Below are 21,916 nucleotides of genomic sequence, written 5' to 3'. Positions count from 1 at the left end.
AACCATGCATTCACACACCGAATCCGAGATCCGCAAGAGCTTCATCAATTGCTCCAAGGGCGCTTCACAGCGCATCACCATTCCGCAGGACTTGTTCAGCATCGACTGGGAATCCCAGATCTTCCTCAGCTGGATCGACCCGAAATCCCCACGCACTGGATATGTAGTTGCCGAGACCGAGAATGGTTTGCGCGGGTTGGTCCTGGAGAAAAACCCTCATAAGGGCAAAGGTGGCGCACGCATGTGCCAGATCTGCCTGACCCTGCACCCCGGTAGCGGAGTCTCCCTGGTATCGATCCAGCGCTCGAAATCCGCCAAGGATCGCTACAACACTGTGGGGACCTACCTCTGTTCCGACCTTGCATGCAGCGACTACACGCGCGGAAAAAGGAAGCCCGAGGGCATCCGTCAGATGGAGGAGACCATGTCGCTCGACGATCGCGTGGACAGGACTCTCACCAATATCAGGGGTCTGATCCAGCGCGTGGGCGACGGCATGGGGAAGTAACCCCAGCCGTCGGTGCCGCTGGAGTTACTGGGTGAACGGCTTGGAGAAGATCGGGACCATGATGTCGCTGAAATTCTCCTCGTCGGCCATCTCCTTGCGGAAGGCGCGGTCCGGGTGCTTGTGGGTGAACTGCTTACGGCGGCTCGCCCACAGCGCCTCGGAGGCGAGGTACTGACCCAAGATGCCGCCCATGGACAGGCAGAACGCGGTAATGGTGGCTTCCAACAACGAATCATTAGCGCCGTCCATACCGAAGATCGTGCCCAGCACGCCCTGGTAGACCAACATGCCAGGGAACAACGGTAAGAGGACGACCATCAGTGAAGCGTTGGAGGCCATGTTGAGCGCACGCGTGAGCACCACACACACGGCACCCGCTGCGATTGACGCGACCAAGATTGCTGCGAAGGAACTGATGCCCGCGGTAGAAAGGGAAAGCATAAGGAGCATCACCACCCCGCCGAACAGGCCCAAGGCACCGAGCTTCCACCCGCGACCACCGGAGGCGAGCGCGAAGCCCGCCGATACCAACGTGGCGCCGAGCACTGAGAGGCCCCAGCGGGTGTCATCCATCTCGAGCGTCTCGATGAAGTTCATGTCCTCACCGAAGATCGGCTGCATCAAGTGGATACCCAGAGTCACACCGGCGACCAGGCCGGCGGTACTGGTGAGCACGTCAAGGATCCGGCCCGAGGCCGAGAGGTACCAGCCGGTGATGACATCGTGCACCGCGCCGTAGGCGGCGATGCCCGCCAACCAGGCAGCAAGGGAGGCAACGATGCAGACCGCAGGCTGGGACGTCGAAAAGAAAAGTCCGGAAATGCACGCGCCGATAACCGCGGTGAAACCGCCCGCGGCGAGGCTGAAGATCATGGGTGCCTGAGTGCGTACAACCAAGGCGTAGACGGTGTACACGGCCGCCGCGATGAAGGCGGCGCTGATGGTGGTGACCAGTCCGCCGCCCAGGATCAAGGAGAAGCCGACGCCGAACATCGCGAAGCCCGTGGCAGTCAGCCGGTGCCCGACGACACGCGACTTGGCCGTGACTTCTTCCATCTCGCGGATGGCTTCCTCGATGGTGAGCTGATTGAGCACGAACGCTTCGAGGACCTCACCGGTCTCGGTGCGCAGGCCGATATCCAGCGTGCCCGGTTCGGATTCGAGGATCCGGGTGCTGGGAGCGTCGTCGGGCTCTTCCTGGTGACTGATGGTGACCTGGCCCAAGCTGACGCTGACCGTCACGTTGGGCATCTCGGTTTTCTGGAAGATCGACAAGAGGGACTTGGTGGTACTGGCTGATCCCGAGCCGCTTCGGATCAAAGCGTCGGCAATCAAAAAGGCGAGTTTATAAGCCGCCTGTTCAGTTGAAAGCATCCGCTCACCCTAACCCCGTTACTAGGTGGTACACCAGTGGCGCTAGTCGCGGCGGGGGAGTGTAATCCGCGTCATGGCGGAGTTTTCGGTCTGCCAGAATCTGCTGACGGACAAGTAGGCAAGCGCTATGGGCGGTCTCCAGCGGCACGCAATGTACTGTGAGGCCAGTCACTACCTACAAATTATCAAAGGAGGCGACGGACAAATGACTCAAGATGACTCCGCTCGGAACCATGAGACAATTTTTCCCCCCGAAAATAAGGAGATTTTTGAAGATGGTTTTGCAGGAATATTCAAGGACGCAAAGCGAGGACTTCGTGATGCGCTGGATTTGATCTTAATTCATAATGAACACGAGGTGCGCGGAAAGCAGCCAAGATCAACCCTTAACCCACTGACACTCTTGCTTTCCATAGCAGCCTGGGAAAGATTCATTAGTGACTGTGGGTCGCTATTGGAAAGCTTGACACGGGAAAATTCGAATTCTAAAATCAAGTATTTTGCTGGCCCTGGATTACATAGCACCCCTCAGGGTTCAGCCTACCTCGCGCACGACAGGAAAACTACTGTGCCAAGATCGGTAGATACTTTACGAAATCTGACCGACGGAAGACTACCCGGCGGTTTTCGCATTCGAGGGTTTATGAGTTGGACGGGTAAATACCCTACGAATCCAGTAGTTTACAGGGGCCTCGAGGTCGCTGAGCCCCTCGGGGAGGCGATCAGATAACGCAATGGGGTTGCCCATCGAGCTTTACCCCAACTACCTGCGATTTCCGACGCCGAGAACTCTACAACGATTCAAGCTGGCTACGCACGAGCGGTTTTCGCTCTCACCATGCAGCTAATCAACCAGTCCAGCATTATAATATCTGAGACCAATGGATTTAGAAGCATCCACCGTCTTGATTCGGAGTGGTTCCATGGGCACCCAAGCCTGCTTCGTGGATACGAGAATCCAGGAACTCTTTGGCCCAAGGACTTATTTGAAGAAACATCAAATTTGGCATGATTAACATTGCACGCCCGACTAACCGCGCCTATTGTCGAGTATCTGACCAAGTATTCGCGCACCCTCGGGAAAAGCCGCAGGATTTGGACCCGCGTAGTTCAGTCGAATAAACGGAGCGGTGGGCTCCGCCGGAAACCACTCGGCGCCCGAAGCGACGATGACACCGGCGGTTTCGCAGCGTCTGACAACCCGGTCCAAATCAGTGCCCTCAGGTAGCTGCGCCCATAGGTTCAACCCCCCGGTCGGTACGTGCTCCACATGAGCTTGGGGTGCGTGTTCTCGCAAGCTGGTGAGAAGGAGATCTCGTCGTGACTGGAGTTGCTGCCTCAATCCTCTGAGATGGGTTCGCCAACCCGGTTGGGTAACGACATCCAGTGTGGCCGTTTGCAGTAGGCCGCTGACATACATCGTCTCGGCCGCTCGGTCGGCCAGGATCCGATCTCGGGCCGGCCCCCTCGCGATGACAGCACCAACCCTAAGCGCCGGTGAAACACTCTTAGTCAGCGATCGAAGATATATGACATGTCCGGAGTCATCGCCCGCAGCCAGTGGACGTGGTTCAGTTTCTATCCCGAAGTCATGAGCCCAATCGTCTTCAATTAGGAATGCTCCGTGCCTTCGAACCACGTCTACCACCTCCCTACCTCGTTGACCAGACCACTGAGCACCGGTGGGGTTGGCGTAATTCGGCTGAGAATAGAACACCCTGGAACCGCTTTCCGTAAAGGCACGTTCAAGCTGAGAAGGGTCTGGCCCCTGCACTCCTGTGGGCACCGGGATGATGTGCACGCCACTTTGGTGGGCGGCTAGAATCGCTCCCCAATACGTTGGAGATTCCATGAGAACCGGTTGCCCCGCCCCCGCCAATGCGCGGAACAACGAACTGAGTCCGCTCTGGGTGCCTGGAAGTACGATCACGTCCCGAGCCGACAGGGCATTTTCATTAGCCGGGACGCTAGCAGCGAGTTCCTGCGCGAACCATTGCTGCAGCTCCGGTAGCCCGGCGACGGGCGGTTGTGACAGGACCGTTTCCGTGCGGCCAACCCGGCCGACGGCGCTCCTCACCAATCGTTCGGGCAAAAGTTCTCGACAGGGATAGCCGGAGTGAAATGCAATGACATCGTTAGGCGCGCTTCGGAGGGCCGTGGAGACTGTCTGCGGATTGGTCATAGGTGACCGCAACGCAGCAGTCTGCCAACCATAGTCGGCGGGGCGAGAGGTCCGTACTAGACGCACAAAAGTTCCCACACCTGGTCGGGTTTCAATCAGACCCTGAGTGACCAGAACTCGTAACGCCTTCTGAACGGTCAGCGGGCTTACTCGGTATTGGTCGACCAGCGCCCTGCTGGATGGCAACTGCGCCCCGGGTGCGGCGTCAGCAATCCACCGGCGCAGCTGAGTAACAATCCTGTAGCTGTTATCGTTGTTCATGGAATATAAAGATAGCGTTATCGTTTCCGATCAACCAGTGATATCTGCTGTCCCGCGCAGTGGCTTGCTATGGGGATTCCTTGGTGTCTTGTCATTCTCTTTCACCGTCCCATTTACCCGGGTTGCCGTCGAGACCCTGGACCCGTTATTCGTCGGCGCGGGCCGCGCCGTCGTCGCAGCTGCTTTGGCTGCATCCGCACTGATCGCGACTCGGCAGCACCTCCCGCGAGATGGCCAGTGGTTTCGACTAGCCATAGTTGCTGGGGGTGTCGTTGCCGGGTTCCCTCTTCTCACTTCCTTTGCGATGACCTCCACCGCTGCTAGTCACGGGGCGGTCGTCATCGCTTTGCTGCCTGCCACGACGGCCGTTATGGCAGTGCTACGTGGCCGCGAGCGACCGGTGAAGAGCTTCTGGCTCCTGACGGTCCTGGGTGCCCTGGTTGCCGTTACATTCGCAGCCATTCAAGCTGGCGGTTTCGGCTCGCTAACCAGCACTGACCTGTTGTTATTCGGCGCGGTCATTGCCGCAGCGGTTGGTTATACCGAAGGTGGTCTCATGGCTAGGGAAATCGGTGCATGGCAAACCATTTCCTGGGCGTTGGTTCTAGCATCGCCCGTGATGCTGGCTCTCACCATTTACTCCATGAACCAGCACCCGCTCAACGGAGGACCAGCACAATGGGCGTCTTTCGCCTACCTCGGTATCGTCAGCATGTACTTGGGCTTCTTCGCCTGGTATCTAGGGCTCGGTATCGGCCCTATGGCTCAAGTGAGTCAGATTCAACTAACCCAGCCGGTGATGAGCCTCCTATGGGCGGTCCTTCTGCTAGGTGAACACCTCACCCTTGCCACGTTATTGGGTGGCATCGGAGTCTTTGTGTTCGCTGGTCTGGCTGTGCGGGTCAAACAGCGTTCGCCTATCCGACTGGGCCGGTGATCGGAATACAGGTCGCTGAGCGAAGGCATCTGGAAGATCTACAGAGCCACCTCTAAGCCGTACCAGCGCGTCTGGCGTAGCCCTTGGAACGGACGACGGTATACCCCGAGGCAGAAAGGGAGAGCGACGTAAGCTCGTAAACAGTACGACATTAGTGCCACGTGACGAATTGGACGGAGGATGCAACGGGATGGAGTTCTGTCGAAGCACTGCACTCCCTCACCTCGAGGGTCGACGGTCATGCCAAGAAAACACCTGTTACCGGCCGCACTCTCACGATGTTTTATCGATCGGCGTGATTGATGCGGGAAGCTCCGTCTTGACCACTCCCGCCAGCGACCCGGTCAACCTGGAAACCGGCAACGTGATTGTCATTCCTGCCAATCAGGTTCACGCATGCAATCCGCGCGAGGGTCGATGGCTATATCAAATGATCCACATGGATCAAGGGTGGGCCGCTTCACTTGCCCCGAGGCGAGAAGCCAGCCATCTGCTCGCTGAAATCAACGTGTTCAATCACCCCGACTTGCACCGCCGAGTCAACACGTTGAATACAGCTATCCACAAGAATGAAACCAGCGAAAAAATCGAATCCCAGGTCAAGAACCTATTTAAAGTACTCGATGTCGCCTCCTGCACTACCCTCAGATCGAGCGAAGCCGACCCTGAGCTGCGGGCCCTCCTCGCCCCAGTCTTGATCAGGCTAGGGGACGACGAGTCGAACCCGGCATTGGATGATCTAGCAGAATCGGTCGGCATGACGAAGTATCAGCTGGTCCGTGCAGTACGGCGTGCCACCGGACTTCCACCACTGGCATGGCGGCAAAACGCCCGCATAACTCAGGCCCGCCGAAAGCTCCGCGAAGGTTTGCCCATTACGGAAACCGCTCATGATCTGGGGTTCACTGATCAAAGTCACTTCCATCGAGTCTTCCGCGCTCATGTCGCCGCTTCGCCGGGCACCTACCAAGGCTGACTGCAAGAACATACAAGACCCGGCGCGCCCAAACCTCAATGCTTGTCAGGATCACCGTCATGCATGAGGAGAGACATGGAACAGTTCCCCGCTGTGGCAATCGCGCACTTCTTGGCGCTGCTGATTCCTGGGGTCGATTTCTTCCTTATCGTCCGAACCGCGCTGACCAATGGCTGGCGAAACGCCACCGGAGCTTGCCTGGGTATAGCCATCGCGAACGGGGTCTTCATCACGGCCGCATTCGCCGGTATCGCACTGATTTCGAACCCGGTATTACTCGATACCATCCAAGTGGCAGGCGGCGTATTCCTAGTTTTCATCGGCATCGCTTTCCTCAGGTCAAACCCCCAGATCGACGCCGACAGAGGTACTGGTGTGAAATCCAGAACTTGGCTCCGGAACTTTGGTCTCGGCGTCGCCTCCGGACTGTTGAACCCGAAGAATGCACTGTTCTACGTCAGTCTCGCCGCCGCACTTTCAACTGCGGTACCTCTTTCATTGGTGCTTTACGGCACCTGGATGTTCGCTGTCGTCCTTGTCTGGGATATTTTTGTAGCTGTCGTCCTCGGCTCTCGGCATGCCCTCGGCTATATGCAACGCATCATCCCCTGGATCAGTAGATTCGCGGGCGTATTCCTCGTCCTATTCGGCAGCAGCATGATCGTCGGCCTCGCCGTTCGATTCTTCGGTTAGCCGGCATGGCCCGGGGACCGGTCTCTACACGAGATAAAAACGTGAAGAGCCCAACTGAGTGAGACGCCGCTAAGCGCAGAGGCCAGCCGTCACTCCCCCGGATACGACCCCACGCTCCATTGGTTACCTTCTGGATCGGCGATGGTTGCCGAACGGCCTCCGTAGTCCTGGTCCGTGGGCTCGGCGATGACGGTGCCGTGTGCGGCGAGCGCACGGTGGAACACGTCATCGACCTCGGAATCGGTGCCCACCACCAAGTAGCACTTGGCTTGTCCGACCATCTCGGCTTGGGCATGTGGGTTGTTTTCGCGCACCGATCCGAACATCACGCCGCCGTTGTCGCGCCATTGGTATTGGGCGTGCTCGACGACGCTCGGATCGTTCTCGTTGGTATCCAAGGAGACCTCCTGAAACCCCAAGGTCCGCAGGAATTCCGCGCCCCGGACGGCGTCGGCGAAAGTCAGTGAATGGAACAGCTGTGGTTTCGTGTTGTGTGTCATGACTTCATGCTGCCGTGCCTGGGTACTGCAGGTCTTGAAGAAATGGGAACTCCACCTCTTTACTGGGTGACTGCCCAGCGAGCGCGTGCCACTCCCGCGACAAATGTGATTGATCGGCGAAACCAGCGGTATAGGCGGCGTCGGCGAGACTGACGCCTTGTCCGACCATCGTGCGAGCCCGCGAGAAACGGGCGAGGCGACTGAGTTGCTTGGGTGAAATGCCGATCTCGTTGTGCAGACGGGTGTTGAGATACCTGCGCGACCACCCGACATCGGCGGCGGTCTGGGCGACTCCACAGCCGTGACACAACAATCGCCAGGCGCGGCGGATGTCCGCGGGCATCGAGAATTCCTCGAGGCGGTCCAGAAGCAGCGATTCAAGAACCGCGAAGCGCTGAGGCCACTCGGTTTGCGCGGCGATCCGGGCGTATTCACTCTCCGTGAGTCCGCGTGGCAACTCGATCAGATCCACGCTGTGGCCAGCCAATTCGGCCAACGGCGCCCCGAACAGGGAGCGGCAACCCAACGGCGTCAGCTGCAGTTGGATCCCGCGCTGCAATCCGTGGGTGCGGATCAGTGCGGGAAATAGGTGCAGCCCGGAGACTGATGCCCACAGCTTCTGCGACTCACGCTCGCCGAACCACCCGACGTCGAGCGGGTCATCCAGGGCAATGATCAGCGTGGCCGTGGCACTGGGTACCCCGAGATGCACCTGATCTGCGTTGAGGGAGATGTCATAGCCGACCATCGGTCCGGCGAGGTAGTCCCGCAAGACCGGATGCGGCTGATGCATCGCCCCAGTCATGCGGCAAAGCTAGCACGGGGGTGGTGCCTCGGGGCCGGTCAGTCCTTTAGAATCGATGGCAGCATTCCCAACTCATCCAAACGGTGCACCACGTAAATGGTCAGCTGGTTTTGCCACAGACTGATGCCGTATCCAGCGGGATCCCGCACTTTCAAGAGAAGATTAGCTTCCACCAGCTTCTTCAACTTGTGGCTGCGGGACGATGGAGATCCGGGAAGGACATCGCTGAGGTCACCAGGTTTGCACTTCCCGCGCCTTGCAACCTCGTAGAGAACGTTCGCATCGCTCTCTCTCACCTCACCCCCAGCCACCGCGGCGTTTAGAGCCGGGGCGAACACTTCATCAGCCACGAACAGACGATCGGATAGCTGAGTCACCGAGAAGAGGTCATCCCGAAGGCCTCGGATCATGTAGCTGCACCACGCGAGTGTGCCATCTTCCGACAAACTGTCCGCCAATGCCAGGTTGTCGTAATAGGCCTGTCGGTCCGCCCCGAAAACCGCTGTGGGGTTCAACGGCCGGGCATCACTGGGTGATGTATAGCCCCGGTTGGTAAGCATGGCGTAGGTCAAGAGCCGGGAGACCCGTCCATTGCCATTAGCGAATGGGTGGATCCAGACGAATCGATGATGAACCAGCGTCACCTGAATCAACTGCTGTTGGGGTAGAACAACTTGATTAGCGAAATCGATCAACTGATCCATATCCGCTTGAACCGTCGCCGGGTCCGGCGGAGTATGCAGTGCCCCTGATATGGCAACCTGAGTCGACCTGTAGCTTCCCGGATGAGGGTCCCCCTCTCGCTGCAATCCGTTCACGGATAGCTGGTGCAAATCTCGGATCAACTTGTGCGAGATCCGGAGAGTTCCCTCCTCGACCAGCTGATCGATGTACTTGGTAGCTTCCTCGAGCTGAAGAATCTCTCGAACGGCATCCTGGGCGTCTTCTCCGGTGCTCTTTGCTCGTCGTGTTTCCGCGATCACATCAGCCACAGTGGTGCGGTTACCTTCAATGCGGGCTGACATGATGCTGGTCAACCCCTGGAACAGTCGCCGGAGCTCTAGAGTCAGCGGATCCGCCAGACGCTCAGTGCGAAAGTCCACCCTGACGCGTTCTAGATCGAAGAGCGCCGACGCCAGGGAACCATCGAACGGGATGTGTGGGAACACGATGGGCTGCATGCCAGAATTTTACCTTGGGGTGGAAGAGAATTTGAACTCCTGTCAGTAACAACCCTGTATTAGTAGGGTATTTGAGGGCACCTCACGAACCTCAAATTTGAACATATGCCCGTTCAGAAGTTGAATTTTCGGTCCCTGAGCGGACCTAGAACCCCTCCAACGCCATATTCGCGAACCGCGAGTAGTGGCCCTGGAACGCCACCACGATCGTCTTGGTGGGACCGTTACGGTGCTTCGCCACGATCACGTCCGCCTCACCGGCACGCGGTGACTCCTTGTCGTACACGTCCTCACGGTGCAGCAGAATGACCATGTCCGCGTCCTGCTCGATCGAGTTGTGAACGGTCACGCCATTGGCCACGAAATTGTGCGCGCCAACCACGGTGGCATCGAAGACTTCCTCGACACCGTCCTCCTCGGTGGACACGATGCGATCCCAATACAGATCGTTCATCGCCATCATGTCCAGGTCGTGGGTGTCGAGCGCTGATATGACCTCTTCAAGCCGAGATTGCGGCGGTCGAGTCATCGTCACCGTCCCGCCGTTAGCCACAGCGGATAAAGAGGAATCATCGCCCACCGATACGCGGTTTTCCAGAAGACCACGGACTTCATCCCACGCGTTGTACATCCCGCTGGAGCCAGGCGCGGCTTTCTCGGCCTTCGCCGCCCGCAAAGCAGAGCGCAACTGCGCCGCTGCCACCGCAGACTCGCCATCTACAGGAATCTGCTCCAGGAACATCAGCTGATCCTCAAACTCGTCGATCGACACCGTAGCGGCAGCAGAATCGTTGGAACAGGAAACAGCCCCCACGATCCCGAAACGCAACAACAGGCGAGCCACGGCGTTGGCCGCCGCGCGCGACGTCGTCGTCGTCAATGAAATCTCGCCGCACTCTGCGGAACCCGCCTCCGAAACCGAACCGGAAGAAGACCATGCCGAGCTCAGCAGCAACCGCACCTGATCCTTGGGCAGCCCGAACACGGACGCCGGCACAGTCGACAGCCCAGCCAACCGAGCACCCAGGGCGGACACCTCAGCATCACCCATGGCCATAGAAGAAGTAGGCGCTCCCACATGCCGCGGAATACCCAAGCGATCCCCCACGCCCAGATCGCCGAGAGCCCTCCAGCCCGAATAGGTGAAGAACTTGTGGTTCGCCGTCGCCCGCACCTCGCGACCGGAGGCCAAACGCAAGCGGTAGACAGGCTTCACACCCGTCGAGAACACATGTGTCATGGGCCGCTGCACGTAGCGCAGGTCGTCCGCGAGCGCCCACACCGGAACGTCCTTCTCACCCGACTCGTACAGGTCACGCATGGTCGTCTCCGCGCCAGTGTCCGCGCGCAGAATCCGAGTGTCACCGGTCAGGCAACCGGACTCACGCAGATCACTCACCTGCGGCTTCTTGTCCGTGCGCTGCTCGGAGCCACGGTTCAGCTGGGACAGCGCGATGACCGGAACCTCGAGCTCCTTGGCGAGCAGCTTGAGTGCACGGGAGAACTCGGAGACCTCTTGCTGACGGGACTCGACCTTCTTGCCGGAGCTCATGAGCTGCAGGTAGTCGAGCACCACAAGCTTCAGGTCGTGCTTCTGCTTCAACCGCCGGCACTTCGCGCGGATCTCCATGAGCGACATATTGGGCGAATCGTCAATGAACAGCGGCGCTGAATCCATCTTGCCCATGATCTGCGCGATCTTGGCCCACTGCTCGTCCTGCAAGGTGCCCGCGCGCAAGTCCTGCATCTGCAGTGTGCCCTCTGCGGACAGCAGACGCATCGCGATCTCGTTGCGGCTCATTTCCAACGAGAAGATCACGGACGTCATGTTGTGCTTGATCGAGGCAGAACGCGCGATATCCAGCGCAAACGTCGACTTACCCATTGCAGGTCGCGCCGCGATCACTATCATCTGGCCGCCCTGGAAACCGTGCGTCAGCTCGTCCAGTTCGATGAAGCCGGTGGGCACGCCCTGCATGCCCTCCCGGTTACCGGCCGCCTCGATCTCGTCCACGGCGGATTCCATGACCTCGCTGAGCACCACGTAGTCCTCGGACGTGCGCCGCTCGGCGACCTGATAGATCTCGCCCTGGGCCTCGTTGACGATGTCATCGACTTCGCCGTCCTGCGAGTAGCCCAGCTGCGCGATCTTGGTGCCGGCCTCGACCAGGCGCCGCAGCACCGCACGTTCGCGCACGATCTCCGCATAGAAACCCGCGTTGGCCGCGGTCGGCACAGACGCGATCAGCGAGTGCAGGTACGCCACGCCACCGATGCGCTCGATCTCACCGCGCTTCGTGAGCTCGTCGCCCACGGTGATCGCATCGGCAGGTTCGCCGCGCCCGTAAAGGGAGATCACGGCGTCGTAAACGGATTCGTGCGCCGGCTTGTAGAAATCCACGCCGCGGAGCACTTCCACCACGTCCGCAATGGCGTCCTTGGAGAGCAGCATGCCGCCCAGCACCGACTGCTCCGCCACGTTGTCGTGCGGCAGCGAGCGCCCGTACTCCTCGCGCGATCCGGACGTGTATTCCGACACCCTCACTCACTTCCATTCCTCAAAGACTGCGTTCCATTGTCGCACTGAGCCACGACACGGATAACACGCGTTCGCCCTTGGGGAGTACGACGCCGCTCACCCCCTGGAAACTCACGGGTTCCGCCTGTAGATTTGTTCCGTTTTATACCTCGCGGCACACCGAGCGCCGCTCGCACCAAGATACGGAGACCATGAGCGCCCCTAGCGACGCCCCCTGTAAAAGACCCGGTTTTCTGAGTTGTAGCCAGGGGTGGTGGAGCTAGTGGAAGTCGTCTCCATCATCATCGGACTCGTGCTGATCGCAGCGTGTGGCGCCTTTGTCGCCGCCGAGTTCTCCCTCATCACCGTCAATCGCAATGACGTAGAAGCCGCCGCCAAGACCGGCGACCGCCGCTCCCAAGGCGTGCTGAAGGGCATGAAGACCCTGTCCACGCAGCTCTCCGGAGCGCAGCTGGGCATTACGGTGACCAACCTGGGCATTGGCTTCCTCGCAGAACCCGCCATTGCCGCCCTCATCGTGGGGCCGCTCACCGACGCCGGCCTCTCACCCGTCGCGGCCCGGTCCACCTCCATCACGCTGGCCCTGGTGCTGGCGACCGGCTTGACCATGATCTTCGGCGAGCTGGTTCCCAAGAACCTCGCGATCGCCAAACCGCTGGCCACCGCGAAGGCAGTGGTCGGATTCCAGCGTGGTTTCACCAAGGTGCTGGGTTGGCCCATCCGGTTGTTCAACAACAACGCGAACAAGATCGTACGCGCATTGGGTGTGGAACCTCAGGAGGAACTGGCTTCGACCCGCTCTCCCGAAGAGCTCGCCGGACTGGTCCGGCACTCCGCCAATCAGGGTGCACTGGCCTCCCAGACCGCTGAACTCGTCGAGCGTTCATTCGCGTTCGGTGACCGCCGCGCGCATGACGCCATGACCCCGCGCGGTCAAATGGTCACCCTGTCCCCGGACAGCACCGTGCGCGATCTGCTGCGCGAATCCAAGGCCACCGGCTTCTCCCGTTTCCCTGTGCTGCACGAGGACAAGGAGCACGTTCTGGGTCAGGTGCACGTGCGTCAGGCACTGGCTGTGCCCTACGCCCAGCGTGAATCCGTCACCGTGGATCAGATCATGGGCGAGGCGCGCTTTGTCCCGGACACCGTGGAACTCGACGACCTCATGGACGTCCTGCGCACCGGTGCCCTGCAGATGACCTTGCTCGTGGACGAGTTCGGCGACATCGCCGGCCTGGTCACCCTGGAGGACCTCGTGGAGGAACTCGTGGGCGAAGTCCGCGACGAGCACGATCCCCAGGACGAACCACACGCCGAACAGCACGACGACCTCTGGACCTTCTCCGCCGCCCTGCGCCCGGACGAGGCCAGTGAACACCTGGGTGTCACCGTCCCCGAACATGAGGACTACGAGACCCTGGCCGGCCTCATCACCCTTGATCTGGGCCGCCTGGCCGAGGTCGGTGACACCGTCACGGTCGAGTCCGATCCGGATCCCGGTGAGGATCCCTCGCTCATCACTTTTGAGGTCATTGCCCTGGACGAGCACCGCATCACCGAGCTGACCGCCCGCGTGAGCGAGGTGCCATCCGAGGATGAAACCGAGCACGAGAGCCGGGAGCACCACGCGAAGGCCACCGACCACCACGAGGCCCCGAGCGGCGTCGTCGACCAGGAGGAGAACCGATGAGCGACCTCGCCGGACTGCTGCTCACCGTGGTGCTGCTGGCAGGCAACGCATTCTTCGTGGGTGCGGAATTCGCCCTGATTTCCGCACGCCGCACCGTGATCGAACCCAAGGCACTCGAGGGGAAGTGGGCCGCCAAGGTCACCCTCAAGGCCATGGAGAACGTCTCCCTCATGATGGCCGGCGCGCAGCTGGGCATCACCATCTGCACCCTGGCGCTCGGCGCGATCAGTGAACCGGCCATCGCGCACCTGCTCGAGGTTCCGTTCGCCGCGATCGGCATACCCGAGGCCCTGCAGCACCCGATTGCGTTCGCGATCGCGCTGTCCATGGTGACCTATTTGCACGTGGTGATCGGCGAGATGGTTCCCAAGAACATCGCACTGGCGACCCCCGAGCGCAGCGCGCTGGTGCTCGGTCCCATCCTGGTGGGCGTGGTCACCGTGCTGCGCCCGCTGCTGTGGGCCATGAACGGAATCGGCAACCTCATCCTGCGCATGATGCGCGTGCAGCCCAAGAACGAGGTCACCTCGGTCTTCACCCGCGACGAAGTGGCCGCCCTGGTCGCCGAATCGCGCCACGGCGGGCTGCTCGAAGCTAACGACGAGCGTCTGCTCCTGGGCGCCCTGACCTTCGAGGAACGCAGCGTCAACGGCATCTTGATCCCCATGAGCAAGGTGACGTGCCTGCCTTCGGGCGTCACCACCGCCCAGGCCGAGATCATCGCCGCGGACAGCTACTCGCGCTTCCCGATGCTCGCCCGCGACGGATCGCTGGCCGGTTACGTCCACATCAAGGACCTCATCGAGGAGGACGACGCCGCTCGCGACCTTCCCATCGAGGCCTCCCAGGTGCGGGCACTGCCCCGCATCAATGCGGACATGCCGCTGCGGCAAGCGCTGACCATCATGCAGAACTCGGGTGCCCACCTGGGCGCCGTGATTTCCGCGGACGGTCACGTGGACGGCATCGTGACGCTGGAGGACATGCTCGAGGAACTCGTGGGACAGATTCGCGACGACAGCCGCATGATCCGTCAGGCTTAACGACACACGCTGTCCACGGGTTGTGGAAAACCTGTGGACAGCGTGTGGAACACGCCGTGCGAACTTGTGCACGGATTGTGGACGGATCTGTGGATAACTAGAGCACGGTGGCCATCAACCCAAGCCAAAGCAGGGGCGAGAACACCAGCGACAGTACCAATAGAATGATGAATCTCCCTCTGAGCAGGGGGAAAGCAACCAGCCCGGCGATGCTCAATACCGCGGCAATGATGGACGCGATAACGCTGATGACCAGCCCGATCACCAGCACGAACACGGCCCCCTGAGGGTCCAGGGAATTGCCCATGGCAAAACTCCCGGCAAAGGCGGCCACGGCCAGGCCAAGGCAGCCCAGTCCAACCCAATAGAGCTGGGACCCGGTGAGTCCCCTGTGTGCCTTGATCTCCATACCGAGAATCATCACACGTAACCTCCTGGCTCGTCCGGTCGTGACACTTGGGAAAGTCATAAGTGCTGGTCAGAGCGTGCAAACACACAGAAAAGAACCCCGCAGATCAGCGACCTGCGGGGTTCTTCTCAATCACACTCCACGGACATCTCGAAGGATGTCCAGGGGATGAAATCAGGCGGGGACAACCTCGAACTCGACGTTCGCGTTGACCTCTTCGTGCAGACGAACCACGGCCTGGTACACGCCGGTGGTCTTGATGCGCTGGGTGAGCTCGACACGACGCTTGTCGATGGAGCCCAGACCCGAGGCCTCAACAGCCTTGGCAACGTCGTCAGCGCGCACGGTGCCGAACAAGCGGCCCTCAGCACCGGACTTGACCGGAACGGTCAAGGTGGTGGAGGTCAGCTTGGCAGCCAGAGCCTGAGCGTCCTCGAGGGAAGCCAGGTCACGAGCGGCACGTGCGTTCTTGATGGATTCGATCTGCTTTTCAGCGCCACGGCTCCAGGGGGTTGCGAAACCGCGCGGGAAGAGGAAGTTACGGGCGTAGCCGTTCTTCACGTCAACCACGTCACCGGCTGAACCCAGCCCGGAAACTTCGTGGGTCAGAATGATCTTTGCCATAGATTCTCAGTCCTCTCAGATCAGCGGCCGGCGCCGGAGTAGGGCAGCAAAGCAACTTCACGAGCGTTCTTGATCGCCAAAGCAATCTTGCGCTGCTCCTGAACGGACACGCCGGTCACGCGGCGTGCACGGATCTTGCCGCGGTCGGAGATGAACTTGCGAAGCAGAGCGACGTCTTTGTAATCGATCTCGGTGACGCCTGCCGCCTTGAGCGGGTTCTGCTTTGGTTTCGGCTTGCGAATTTCAGCCTTGGCCATCGTGGTGCTCCTTTTCGGATGCGGAGCCCGCAGGCATTCCTGCGGGATGGGTTGGATAAGTGTGTTTAGAAGGGGGGCTCGTCTTCGGAATCGGTACCCCAGTCGTAATTACCACCGGAGGACTGACCCCAAGGATCGTTGCCCTGTTGCGGACGCTGCTGCTGACCACCGCCGCGGCTGGCGTTGGGGTTACCCCCGCTGAAACCGCTTTGCTGGTTGCCGCCACCGGCGCCACCAAAGTTGCCGCCCTGGTTTCCACCAAAGCCGCCGCCCTGCTGGCCGCCACCGAATCCGGAGTCGCCTCCGAATCCGCCACCGCCGCCGGAGTTACCGAAGCTCTGGTTGCCGCCGTAGGAGTTGCCTCCCTGGCCGCCACCGCGCGAGTTCCGGTTGACCTTGGCGGTTGCGTACCGCATGGAAGGGCCGATCTCGTCGACTTCCAGTTCTTGGCTGGTGCGACGCTCCCCTTCCTTGGTCTCGTAAGAGCGTGCCTTGAGCCGACCTTGAACGATCACACGAGTGCCCTTGGTCAGGGACTCGGCCACGTTCTCCGCGGCTTCACGCCACACCGAGCAGCGCAGGAACAGGGTTTCCTGATCCTTCCACTCGTTGGACTGCCGATCGAAGGCACGCGGGGTGGACGCAATCGTGAAATTGGCCACCGCGGCTCCGGACGGAGTGAAGCGCAGTTCGGGGTCGGCGGTCAGATTGCCGATCACTGTAATGACGGTATCGCCAGCCATGTGAACCTCCGGTATCTGTGGACGCTGGATGCGAGACGTAGTGGGTTGTTCTGAAGCATCTCACGGGGGTGACCCGTCAGGGCCGTGGTGAGACGCCCTGTGCAGTCCGGGTGGACCGCACAGTCAACTCACTTGGCTTCGATCTTCTGTTCTTCAGGACGGATGATCTTGGTGCGCATCACGGCTTCGTTCAGGCCCAGGACACGGTCCAGTTCCTGAGCGGTGTGCGGCTCAGCGGTGAAGTTCACAACGGCGTAGATGCCTTCGGCCTTCTTCTGGATCTCGTAGGCCAAGCGACGACGGCCCCAGATGTCGACGTTGTCGACGGTGCCGTTCTCCTTGGTGACTACCTCGAGGAACTTCTTGAGGGTCGGCTCAACGGCGCGCTCCTCGACCTCGGGGTTGAGGATCACCATCAATTCGTATTCACGCATGTAAAGAACCCACCTCCTTCGGGCTAAGCGGCTGCGGTCCTTCCGCAGCAGGAGGTTCTGTGCGTTTGTCGGTACCGATCGCGTATCGAACGGCACACAGACTTGCCGAGTTTACTACAACTGCGGCTCAGTAGCCATTGACGCGGCGGGCCAGCCGCGCATTGAGCTGGGCGACTCGCAACGGGATGAGGAACAGGTCGATGATCATGAGCAGTCCCCACAGACCCAGGATGAACCAGCCGATGATGATCGGGGTGGTGAACCAACCAATCGCCCACAGGAGAACGTAGAAAATTCCCTGGAACGGCTGCTGCAGGTAGAACTTGTGCACGCCCAACCAGCCCAGGAAGAACCACAACACGTAGGACAACAGGGCGGACTTGCCACCCACCACGTTGACCACGGCCGGGCCCTGGCGGGGTTGACCCCACTGGGACGCTCCGGGGTTCTGTTGGAAACCGCCCTGGCGATATCCGCCGTTGGGTTGGTGCCCACCGGCGCGAGCGCCGTCGCGCGGGGGCAGCGGTTGAGGTTTGTAGTATTCCGGCTCTTGGGTCACGGTGACTCCCTCTTCGACTACCTCAAGTTTACGAGGCGTCGAAGGCCCGTTCGGTGTCGGTCAGCGCTCGGCGCAATTGCACATCGGTGGTGATGTTGTTCCCGGTCGATCGCGTGGTGACATCCAAACCGAACTCCACACGTTCCGTCTTGGTGCGGCCGTCTTCTCGGAAGGTCACCTTGGCCACGGCGGGGCGGTAACGCTGGGCGTGGAACGTCAGGGGATCGTTGTCCTCCGGTTGCAGCACCAGCGCGGGCCTCGTCTCCAGCTCCCACTTCACGTCGGTCACACCGTCCGGCAGGGCATCCGGCTGCGCGGTTTCCGATCCCGACGCCGCGCCCTTGGCCCATGAGCTCGGCGCAGGGCACTTCTCGAGATCCAGACGACGCCCACTTTCGCAATCACCGAGCACCACGCCGATTTCCCGGTCCACGGTCTCCCACATGCGCGGGGACGGCCCGAAGTTCAGCTCGAGCGCCAGCGCCTGCGGGTCACTGATATTGATGCCCCCCACGGCATGTTTACTGGCCACCAGGTAGGAGTCATCCGGCATAGCCACGTTGTAGCTGCCGGGTAAGCCTTCGAACTGCCACGTGCGGGCGGCGGTGTCATCTGCGGCGCGCAACGCGGCGGCGTCGGGCCGGACGGTCTGACCGTTGACGGACAGCGCGTCCACGGCAGCGGGGAGTTTCACGGCCACCATCACGTCGTCCACGTCATTGAGCTGCCACGTGTCGTTGAGGAATCCTGTGGAGACCAACTGGTCCACCGTGTAGGTCACGCGGTGGGTCTGCCCGTCGCCCATGCGCACGTCCACCTCCACGTCCGCCTGGGTCCCGTGTTCGGACACGGAAACAACCTCGTGGCCCACCGGTCGGTCGTGAGAATTCCGATACACGGAGTTGGGCAGGATCTGCACCGTGGGGTCGCTGGTGGCGATGCTGAGCGGGGCGAGCACCTGCCGGGCACTACCGCGTTCCAGCTGACCGAGGTACGCCTCCACGGGGGATTGCGGATCGCGCGAGACCAGGAAGAAGTTGATCACCGTGCTCCATACCAGCACTACGATCACCACGCCCGCAAGGATCAGCAGCAGCGGCTTGCGCAGTGATCGCCAGGTCGGCGGCTGCCAATTGGCCACCGACTGGATTGAGGGCTTGTTCATAACTCTTTCCGACGGACAGTAATAAACAGGTTTACTTTATAATCCCACGGAACGCGCGGGTCACTTGCGAGCCGCCATCTCGGCAGGGTCACGCGAGTTCGTTCATTTGAGCGCCGAGACCCCGAGGGCCAGCGCCTTGCGTCCGCGGAACATGTCGATCACCACGGCCACCACGAAGTAGATGAGGAACAGGTAGCGGATGACCCCCAGGATGTCCTGGGGTGCCCAGCCGAACTGTTCGACCCACGGCAGGGTGGGCCAGGCGTCGGCCGGCAACACCACGGTCGCCCAGTAGAGGACTTCGACCGCTTGCCACAGGCCGAACTCGATCCAGTTGCGACGGCACAGGATCACCAGCGGCACCAACCACACGACGTAGTTGAGCGAGTAGTCCTTGGCGAGCAGCACATAGAGGGCCAGCAGCAGGAACATCACCTGCACCACGGATGGTTCCCGGTGGCTCAACAGCGAGATGAGCAGCACGAACACGAGACCGAGCACCATGGTCAGCAGCACGTACTGACCCACGTTTCCGCCGTCCAGGGCCACCCCGGTGCGCGGTTCGATGTTGTTGTTCCATACGTTCCAGAACGAGGACTGCTCTGTATCGGAATCCACGATGGTGTTGAACTGCGCCCGCCATTGATCCCACGCGGTGAGCATGTAGGTGCCGTTGATCAGGATCCACGCGATGGCGGCGCAGATGAGCGCGCTGATGAAGTCCTTGATGAACCGGTGACGCGCGGCCATGATCAGGATGGCCAGCAGCACGACCACGGGGAAGAACGCCACGGACGCGCCGAAGCCCACCATGAATCCCGCGAGCGCCGGGTTACCGCGCACGTAGCCGAGCAGGGCGAGCATCATGAAGAGCACGGCCCACAGGTCCCAGGTCTGGAAGCCCACGAGCACCACCACGGGTGCCAGCGCCATGACCAAGGCGTCGGATTTCCGGGAGCCGCTGAGCGAGGACACCACGGCCACGATCGCGAGCCACACGAGCGCCAAGAGAATGAGGGAGAGGTCCAGGTAGATGCCCTGGTCCACGTCGATGCCCAACAGGGAGGAGAGGTTGGAGGCGAACCATCCGATGATGGTGGTGATCATGCCCACCAGAACGGGCTGATCCCCGGTGGGCCCGCCGGTGAAGAAGCCGTTGGCCACGTCCGTGGAACGCACGCCCATGTCGCCGGTGCCGATCACCGTGGCGCACAGTTCGGGAACGTCCTCCGCGAGGTTCCAGTTGGGCACTCGGCACGGCACGCGCAGCAGGTACGCCATCATGACCGTGTAGAGGCCCAGGCCGAGCAACAGCAGGCCGGAATTACCGCCGCCGCGCTTCTTGGCGCCTTCCATGCTCATGCACGCACTCCTCCGGTGGACACAGGGACGGCATTAGTCTTCCACGGCCCCGCCCGGTTCGGCGCTTGTGGCGCGATCCGGCCCCACAATTTACGACGCCGCTCGCGGACCTCTCGCACGCCTCGTCCGGCCCTCGGGACAGACCTGCACAGCTTGGCAACACCGAACCAGTTCAGTGGCTACCCGGCAGGTAGTGCGGTCAGACCGTGCCGATGCCCTTGGACTTGGCCCACTCGATGAGCCGTTCGCGAGCGACGTCCTCACCCACGGCACCTTCATCCAGGCGCATTTCGAGCAGGAACTTGTACGCCCTACCCACCTCGGGGCCCGGGCCGATGCCCAGGATCTCCATGATCTGCTGACCGTCCAGTTCGGGACGCACGGCCTCGAGCTGTTCCTGTTCGCGCAGTTCGGCGATCCGCCGTTCGAGGTCGTCATAGGCATTGGCCAGGCGCGTGGCCTTGCGCTTATTGCGAGTGGTCACGTCCGAACGGGTCAGTCGGTGGAGGCGTTCCAGCTGATCCCCGGCGTCGCGCACGTAGCGACGCACGGCGGAGTCGGTCCAGCCCGCCTCGCCATATCCGTAGAAACGCATATGTAGTTCGACCAGGCGCGTGACCTTCTTAATGGTGTCGTTGTCGAAGCGCAGGGCCTTCATCCGTTTGCGCGTGAGCTTGGCGCCCACCAGTTCGTGGTGGCGGAAGCTCACGGCACCGCTGGGTTCGAACCGGCGCGTGGCCGGCTTGCCCACATCGTGCATGAGCGCGGCGAACCGTAGCGCGAAGTCCGGACCCGGCACCGGACCGTCCGCATCCGATTCCTTCTCCGCGGCCTGATCCATTACCGTGAGGGAATGCTGGTAGACGTCCTTGTGGTGGTGCGCCTCGTCCGTCTCGAGCTTGAGCGCGGGAACCTCCGGGAGCACGATCTGTGCCAGACCGGTGTCCGTCATCAGTTCTATGCCACGACGGGGATATGCACCGCACACGAGCTTGACCAGTTCTTCGCGCACCCGCTCCGCAGAGACGATCTCGATCCGCTCCGCCATGGCCGTCATGGCCTCGCGCACAGGTTCGGCCACCTCCAGCCCCAACTGCGAGCTGAAGCGGGCGGCACGCATCATGCGCAGAGGATCGTCCGTGAAGGAGTCCTCGGGTGTGCCCGGGGTGCGCAGCACACCGGCATGCAGATCTTTGATGCCCCCGAACGGATCCACGAGCTCCAGATCCGGCAACCGCAGGGCCATCGCGTTGACGGTGAAGTCGCGGCGTCGTAAATCCTCGGTGAGGTCTTCCCCGAACGCGACCACGGGCTTGCGGGAATCCGGATCGTAGGCCTCGGCACGGTAAGTGGTGACCTCGAGCTGGAGGCCGGCCTTGCGCATGCCGATCGTTCCGAAGTCCCGTCCGATCTCCCAGTGCGCATCCGCCCACTTCTTGATGACCGCGAGTGTCTGGTCCGGGGTCGCGTTGGTGGTGAAGTCCAGGTCCAGGGCGTCCCGGTCCAGGAACAGATCCCGTACGGGCCCGCCCACCAGAGACAACTCGTATCCGGCGTCGGCAAAAAGCCGCCCCAGCTCGAGGGAGACGGGGTGGAGAGAAGAGGTATCGAACAGCTGCGTCATGATGGGCGTAATTGTCTCATTTCTTCCACCGCTCCCTGGCCCAGCGAATC

Annotated in this window: 21 protein-coding genes; 6 read left to right on the top strand and 15 right to left on the bottom strand. The window is 61.1% G+C overall.

Translation table 11 applies throughout. The annotated features are described in order from the left end of the window. Positions 1-4: 4 nt before the first annotated feature. Positions 5-508 carry an FBP domain-containing protein gene (locus RF638_RS08500; protein WP_368841760.1) on the top strand — a complete coding sequence of 168 codons (504 nt, stop codon included), beginning with the start codon at positions 5-7 and terminating at the stop codon, positions 506-508. A 24-nt stretch (positions 509-532) separates the two neighbouring features. Here RF638_RS08500 and RF638_RS08495 read toward each other — a convergent pair whose 3' ends face one another. Next, positions 533-1,882 (bottom strand): threonine/serine exporter ThrE family protein, encoded by a 1,350-nt coding sequence (locus RF638_RS08495; RefSeq protein WP_165189256.1) that lies wholly within the window; start codon positions 1,880-1,882, stop codon positions 533-535. A 1,030-nt stretch (positions 1,883-2,912) separates the two neighbouring features. Then, on the bottom strand, positions 2,913-4,325 hold the full coding sequence (locus RF638_RS08490; protein ID WP_368841759.1) for a PLP-dependent aminotransferase family protein: 1,413 nt from the start codon (positions 4,323-4,325) through the stop codon (positions 2,913-2,915). On the opposite strand from RF638_RS08490, the gene RF638_RS08485 reads away from it, so the two are divergent. The 3 genes from RF638_RS08485 (at position 4,324) to RF638_RS08475 (ending at position 6,931) form a co-directional block, all read left to right on the top strand. Continuing rightward, entirely contained in the window at positions 4,324-5,262 is a 939-nt protein-coding gene (locus RF638_RS08485) for a DMT family transporter (RefSeq protein WP_259914041.1), read from the top strand. The two genes, RF638_RS08490 and RF638_RS08485, sit on opposite strands and share 2 nt — an antisense overlap. 190 nt (positions 5,263-5,452) lie before the next feature. After that, positions 5,453-6,238: an AraC family transcriptional regulator gene (locus tag RF638_RS08480; RefSeq protein ID WP_368841758.1), complete on the top strand. Its 786-nt coding sequence runs from the start codon at positions 5,453-5,455 to the stop codon at positions 6,236-6,238. 75 nt (positions 6,239-6,313) lie between these two features. Continuing rightward, positions 6,314-6,931, top strand: coding sequence for a LysE family translocator (locus RF638_RS08475; RefSeq protein ID WP_259914045.1), 618 nt, complete (start codon positions 6,314-6,316; stop codon positions 6,929-6,931). Positions 6,932-7,020: 89 nt separating this feature from the next. Here the strand turns inward: RF638_RS08475 and RF638_RS08470 are convergent, their stop codons facing one another. The 4 genes from RF638_RS08470 to dnaB form a co-directional block, all read right to left on the bottom strand. Next, on the bottom strand, positions 7,021-7,431 hold the full coding sequence (locus tag RF638_RS08470; protein ID WP_129700210.1) for a glyoxalase/bleomycin resistance/extradiol dioxygenase family protein: 411 nt from the start codon (positions 7,429-7,431) through the stop codon (positions 7,021-7,023). A 4-nt stretch (positions 7,432-7,435) separates the two neighbouring features. After that, on the bottom strand, positions 7,436-8,224 hold the full coding sequence (locus RF638_RS08465; protein WP_165189253.1) for an AraC family transcriptional regulator: 789 nt from the start codon (positions 8,222-8,224) through the stop codon (positions 7,436-7,438). 50 nt (positions 8,225-8,274) lie between these two features. Further along, positions 8,275-9,417, bottom strand: coding sequence for a Fic family protein (locus tag RF638_RS08460; RefSeq protein ID WP_368841757.1), 1,143 nt, complete (start codon positions 9,415-9,417; stop codon positions 8,275-8,277). 145 nt (positions 9,418-9,562) lie between these two features. After that, a complete protein-coding gene (gene dnaB, locus RF638_RS08455; protein WP_368841776.1) occupies positions 9,563-11,956 on the bottom strand; it encodes a replicative DNA helicase in 2,394 nt (797 codons plus the stop codon). A gap of 253 nt (positions 11,957-12,209) precedes the next feature. Between dnaB and RF638_RS08450 the strand changes: the two genes are divergently transcribed. Then, on the top strand, positions 12,210-13,646 hold the full coding sequence (locus RF638_RS08450; protein WP_368841756.1) for a hemolysin family protein: 1,437 nt from the start codon (positions 12,210-12,212) through the stop codon (positions 13,644-13,646). Beyond that, positions 13,643-14,689 carry a hemolysin family protein gene (locus tag RF638_RS08445; RefSeq protein WP_368841754.1) on the top strand — a complete coding sequence of 349 codons (1,047 nt, stop codon included), beginning with the start codon at positions 13,643-13,645 and terminating at the stop codon, positions 14,687-14,689. The genes RF638_RS08450 and RF638_RS08445 overlap by 4 nt, the downstream gene beginning before the upstream one ends. A gap of 97 nt (positions 14,690-14,786) precedes the next feature. Here RF638_RS08445 and RF638_RS08440 read toward each other — a convergent pair whose 3' ends face one another. The 9 genes from RF638_RS08440 to RF638_RS08400 all read right to left on the bottom strand — a co-directional run bounded on the left by RF638_RS08440 (position 14,787) and on the right by RF638_RS08400 (position 21,866). Next, positions 14,787-15,110, bottom strand: coding sequence for a hypothetical protein (locus RF638_RS08440; protein ID WP_315276018.1), 324 nt, complete (start codon positions 15,108-15,110; stop codon positions 14,787-14,789). Between the two features lie 162 nt (positions 15,111-15,272). Further along, positions 15,273-15,722, bottom strand: coding sequence for a 50S ribosomal protein L9 (gene rplI / locus RF638_RS08435; protein ID WP_095797184.1), 450 nt, complete (start codon positions 15,720-15,722; stop codon positions 15,273-15,275). A 20-nt stretch (positions 15,723-15,742) separates the two neighbouring features. After that, positions 15,743-15,979 (bottom strand): 30S ribosomal protein S18, encoded by a 237-nt coding sequence (gene rpsR, locus RF638_RS08430; RefSeq protein ID WP_016998183.1) that lies wholly within the window; start codon positions 15,977-15,979, stop codon positions 15,743-15,745. A 65-nt stretch (positions 15,980-16,044) separates the two neighbouring features. Continuing rightward, entirely contained in the window at positions 16,045-16,722 is a 678-nt protein-coding gene (locus RF638_RS08425) for a single-stranded DNA-binding protein (RefSeq protein WP_095797185.1), read from the bottom strand. 128 nt (positions 16,723-16,850) lie between these two features. Then, a complete protein-coding gene (gene rpsF, locus RF638_RS08420; RefSeq protein ID WP_095797186.1) occupies positions 16,851-17,156 on the bottom strand; it encodes a 30S ribosomal protein S6 in 306 nt (101 codons plus the stop codon). Positions 17,157-17,283: 127 nt separating this feature from the next. Further along, positions 17,284-17,715 (bottom strand): TM2 domain-containing protein, encoded by a 432-nt coding sequence (locus RF638_RS08415; protein WP_368629357.1) that lies wholly within the window; start codon positions 17,713-17,715, stop codon positions 17,284-17,286. Positions 17,716-17,743: 28 nt separating this feature from the next. Then, positions 17,744-18,880, bottom strand: a complete 1,137-nt coding sequence (locus tag RF638_RS08410) for a hypothetical protein (RefSeq protein ID WP_368629356.1) — start codon at positions 18,878-18,880, stop codon at positions 17,744-17,746. A gap of 102 nt (positions 18,881-18,982) precedes the next feature. Beyond that, on the bottom strand, positions 18,983-20,242 hold the full coding sequence (locus RF638_RS08405; protein ID WP_368629355.1) for a glycosyltransferase 87 family protein: 1,260 nt from the start codon (positions 20,240-20,242) through the stop codon (positions 18,983-18,985). Between the two features lie 199 nt (positions 20,243-20,441). Next, positions 20,442-21,866 (bottom strand): CCA tRNA nucleotidyltransferase, encoded by a 1,425-nt coding sequence (locus RF638_RS08400; protein WP_368841753.1) that lies wholly within the window; start codon positions 21,864-21,866, stop codon positions 20,442-20,444. Positions 21,867-21,916 lie beyond the last annotated feature (50 nt).

The sequence above is a fragment of the Kocuria sp. CPCC 205235 genome (assembly GCF_040980905.1).
GTDB classification, from domain to species: domain Bacteria; phylum Actinomycetota; class Actinomycetes; order Actinomycetales; family Micrococcaceae; genus Kocuria; species Kocuria carniphila.
This window is presented reverse-complemented; position numbering and strand designations above follow the sequence as displayed.

Excerpts from the sequence above, each read along its gene's own strand:
- RF638_RS08500 (WP_368841760.1), top strand. The coding sequence starts at position 5 with ATGCATTCACACACCGAATCCGAGATCCGCAAGAGCTTCATCAATTGC.
- RF638_RS08495 (WP_165189256.1), bottom strand. The coding sequence starts at position 1,882 with ATGCTTTCAACTGAACAGGCGGCTTATAAACTCGCCTTTTTGATTGCC.
- RF638_RS08485 (WP_259914041.1), top strand. The coding sequence starts at position 4,324 with ATGGAATATAAAGATAGCGTTATCGTTTCCGATCAACCAGTGATATCT.
- RF638_RS08490 (WP_368841759.1), bottom strand. The coding sequence starts at position 4,325 with ATGAACAACGATAACAGCTACAGGATTGTTACTCAGCTGCGCCGGTGG.
- RF638_RS08480 (WP_368841758.1), top strand. The coding sequence starts at position 5,453 with ATGGAGTTCTGTCGAAGCACTGCACTCCCTCACCTCGAGGGTCGACGG.
- RF638_RS08475 (WP_259914045.1), top strand. The coding sequence starts at position 6,314 with ATGGAACAGTTCCCCGCTGTGGCAATCGCGCACTTCTTGGCGCTGCTG.
- RF638_RS08470 (WP_129700210.1), bottom strand. The coding sequence starts at position 7,431 with ATGACACACAACACGAAACCACAGCTGTTCCATTCACTGACTTTCGCC.
- RF638_RS08465 (WP_165189253.1), bottom strand. The coding sequence starts at position 8,224 with ATGCATCAGCCGCATCCGGTCTTGCGGGACTACCTCGCCGGACCGATG.
- RF638_RS08460 (WP_368841757.1), bottom strand. The coding sequence starts at position 9,417 with ATGCAGCCCATCGTGTTCCCACACATCCCGTTCGATGGTTCCCTGGCG.
- RF638_RS08445 (WP_368841754.1), top strand. The coding sequence starts at position 13,643 with ATGAGCGACCTCGCCGGACTGCTGCTCACCGTGGTGCTGCTGGCAGGC.
- RF638_RS08440 (WP_315276018.1), bottom strand. The coding sequence starts at position 15,110 with ATGATTCTCGGTATGGAGATCAAGGCACACAGGGGACTCACCGGGTCC.
- rplI (WP_095797184.1), bottom strand. The coding sequence starts at position 15,722 with ATGGCAAAGATCATTCTGACCCACGAAGTTTCCGGGCTGGGTTCAGCC.
- rpsR (WP_016998183.1), bottom strand. The coding sequence starts at position 15,979 with ATGGCCAAGGCTGAAATTCGCAAGCCGAAACCAAAGCAGAACCCGCTC.
- RF638_RS08425 (WP_095797185.1), bottom strand. The coding sequence starts at position 16,722 with ATGGCTGGCGATACCGTCATTACAGTGATCGGCAATCTGACCGCCGAC.
- rpsF (WP_095797186.1), bottom strand. The coding sequence starts at position 17,156 with ATGCGTGAATACGAATTGATGGTGATCCTCAACCCCGAGGTCGAGGAG.
- RF638_RS08410 (WP_368629356.1), bottom strand. The coding sequence starts at position 18,880 with ATGAACAAGCCCTCAATCCAGTCGGTGGCCAATTGGCAGCCGCCGACC.
- RF638_RS08405 (WP_368629355.1), bottom strand. The coding sequence starts at position 20,242 with ATGAGCATGGAAGGCGCCAAGAAGCGCGGCGGCGGTAATTCCGGCCTG.
- RF638_RS08400 (WP_368841753.1), bottom strand. The coding sequence starts at position 21,866 with ATGACGCAGCTGTTCGATACCTCTTCTCTCCACCCCGTCTCCCTCGAG.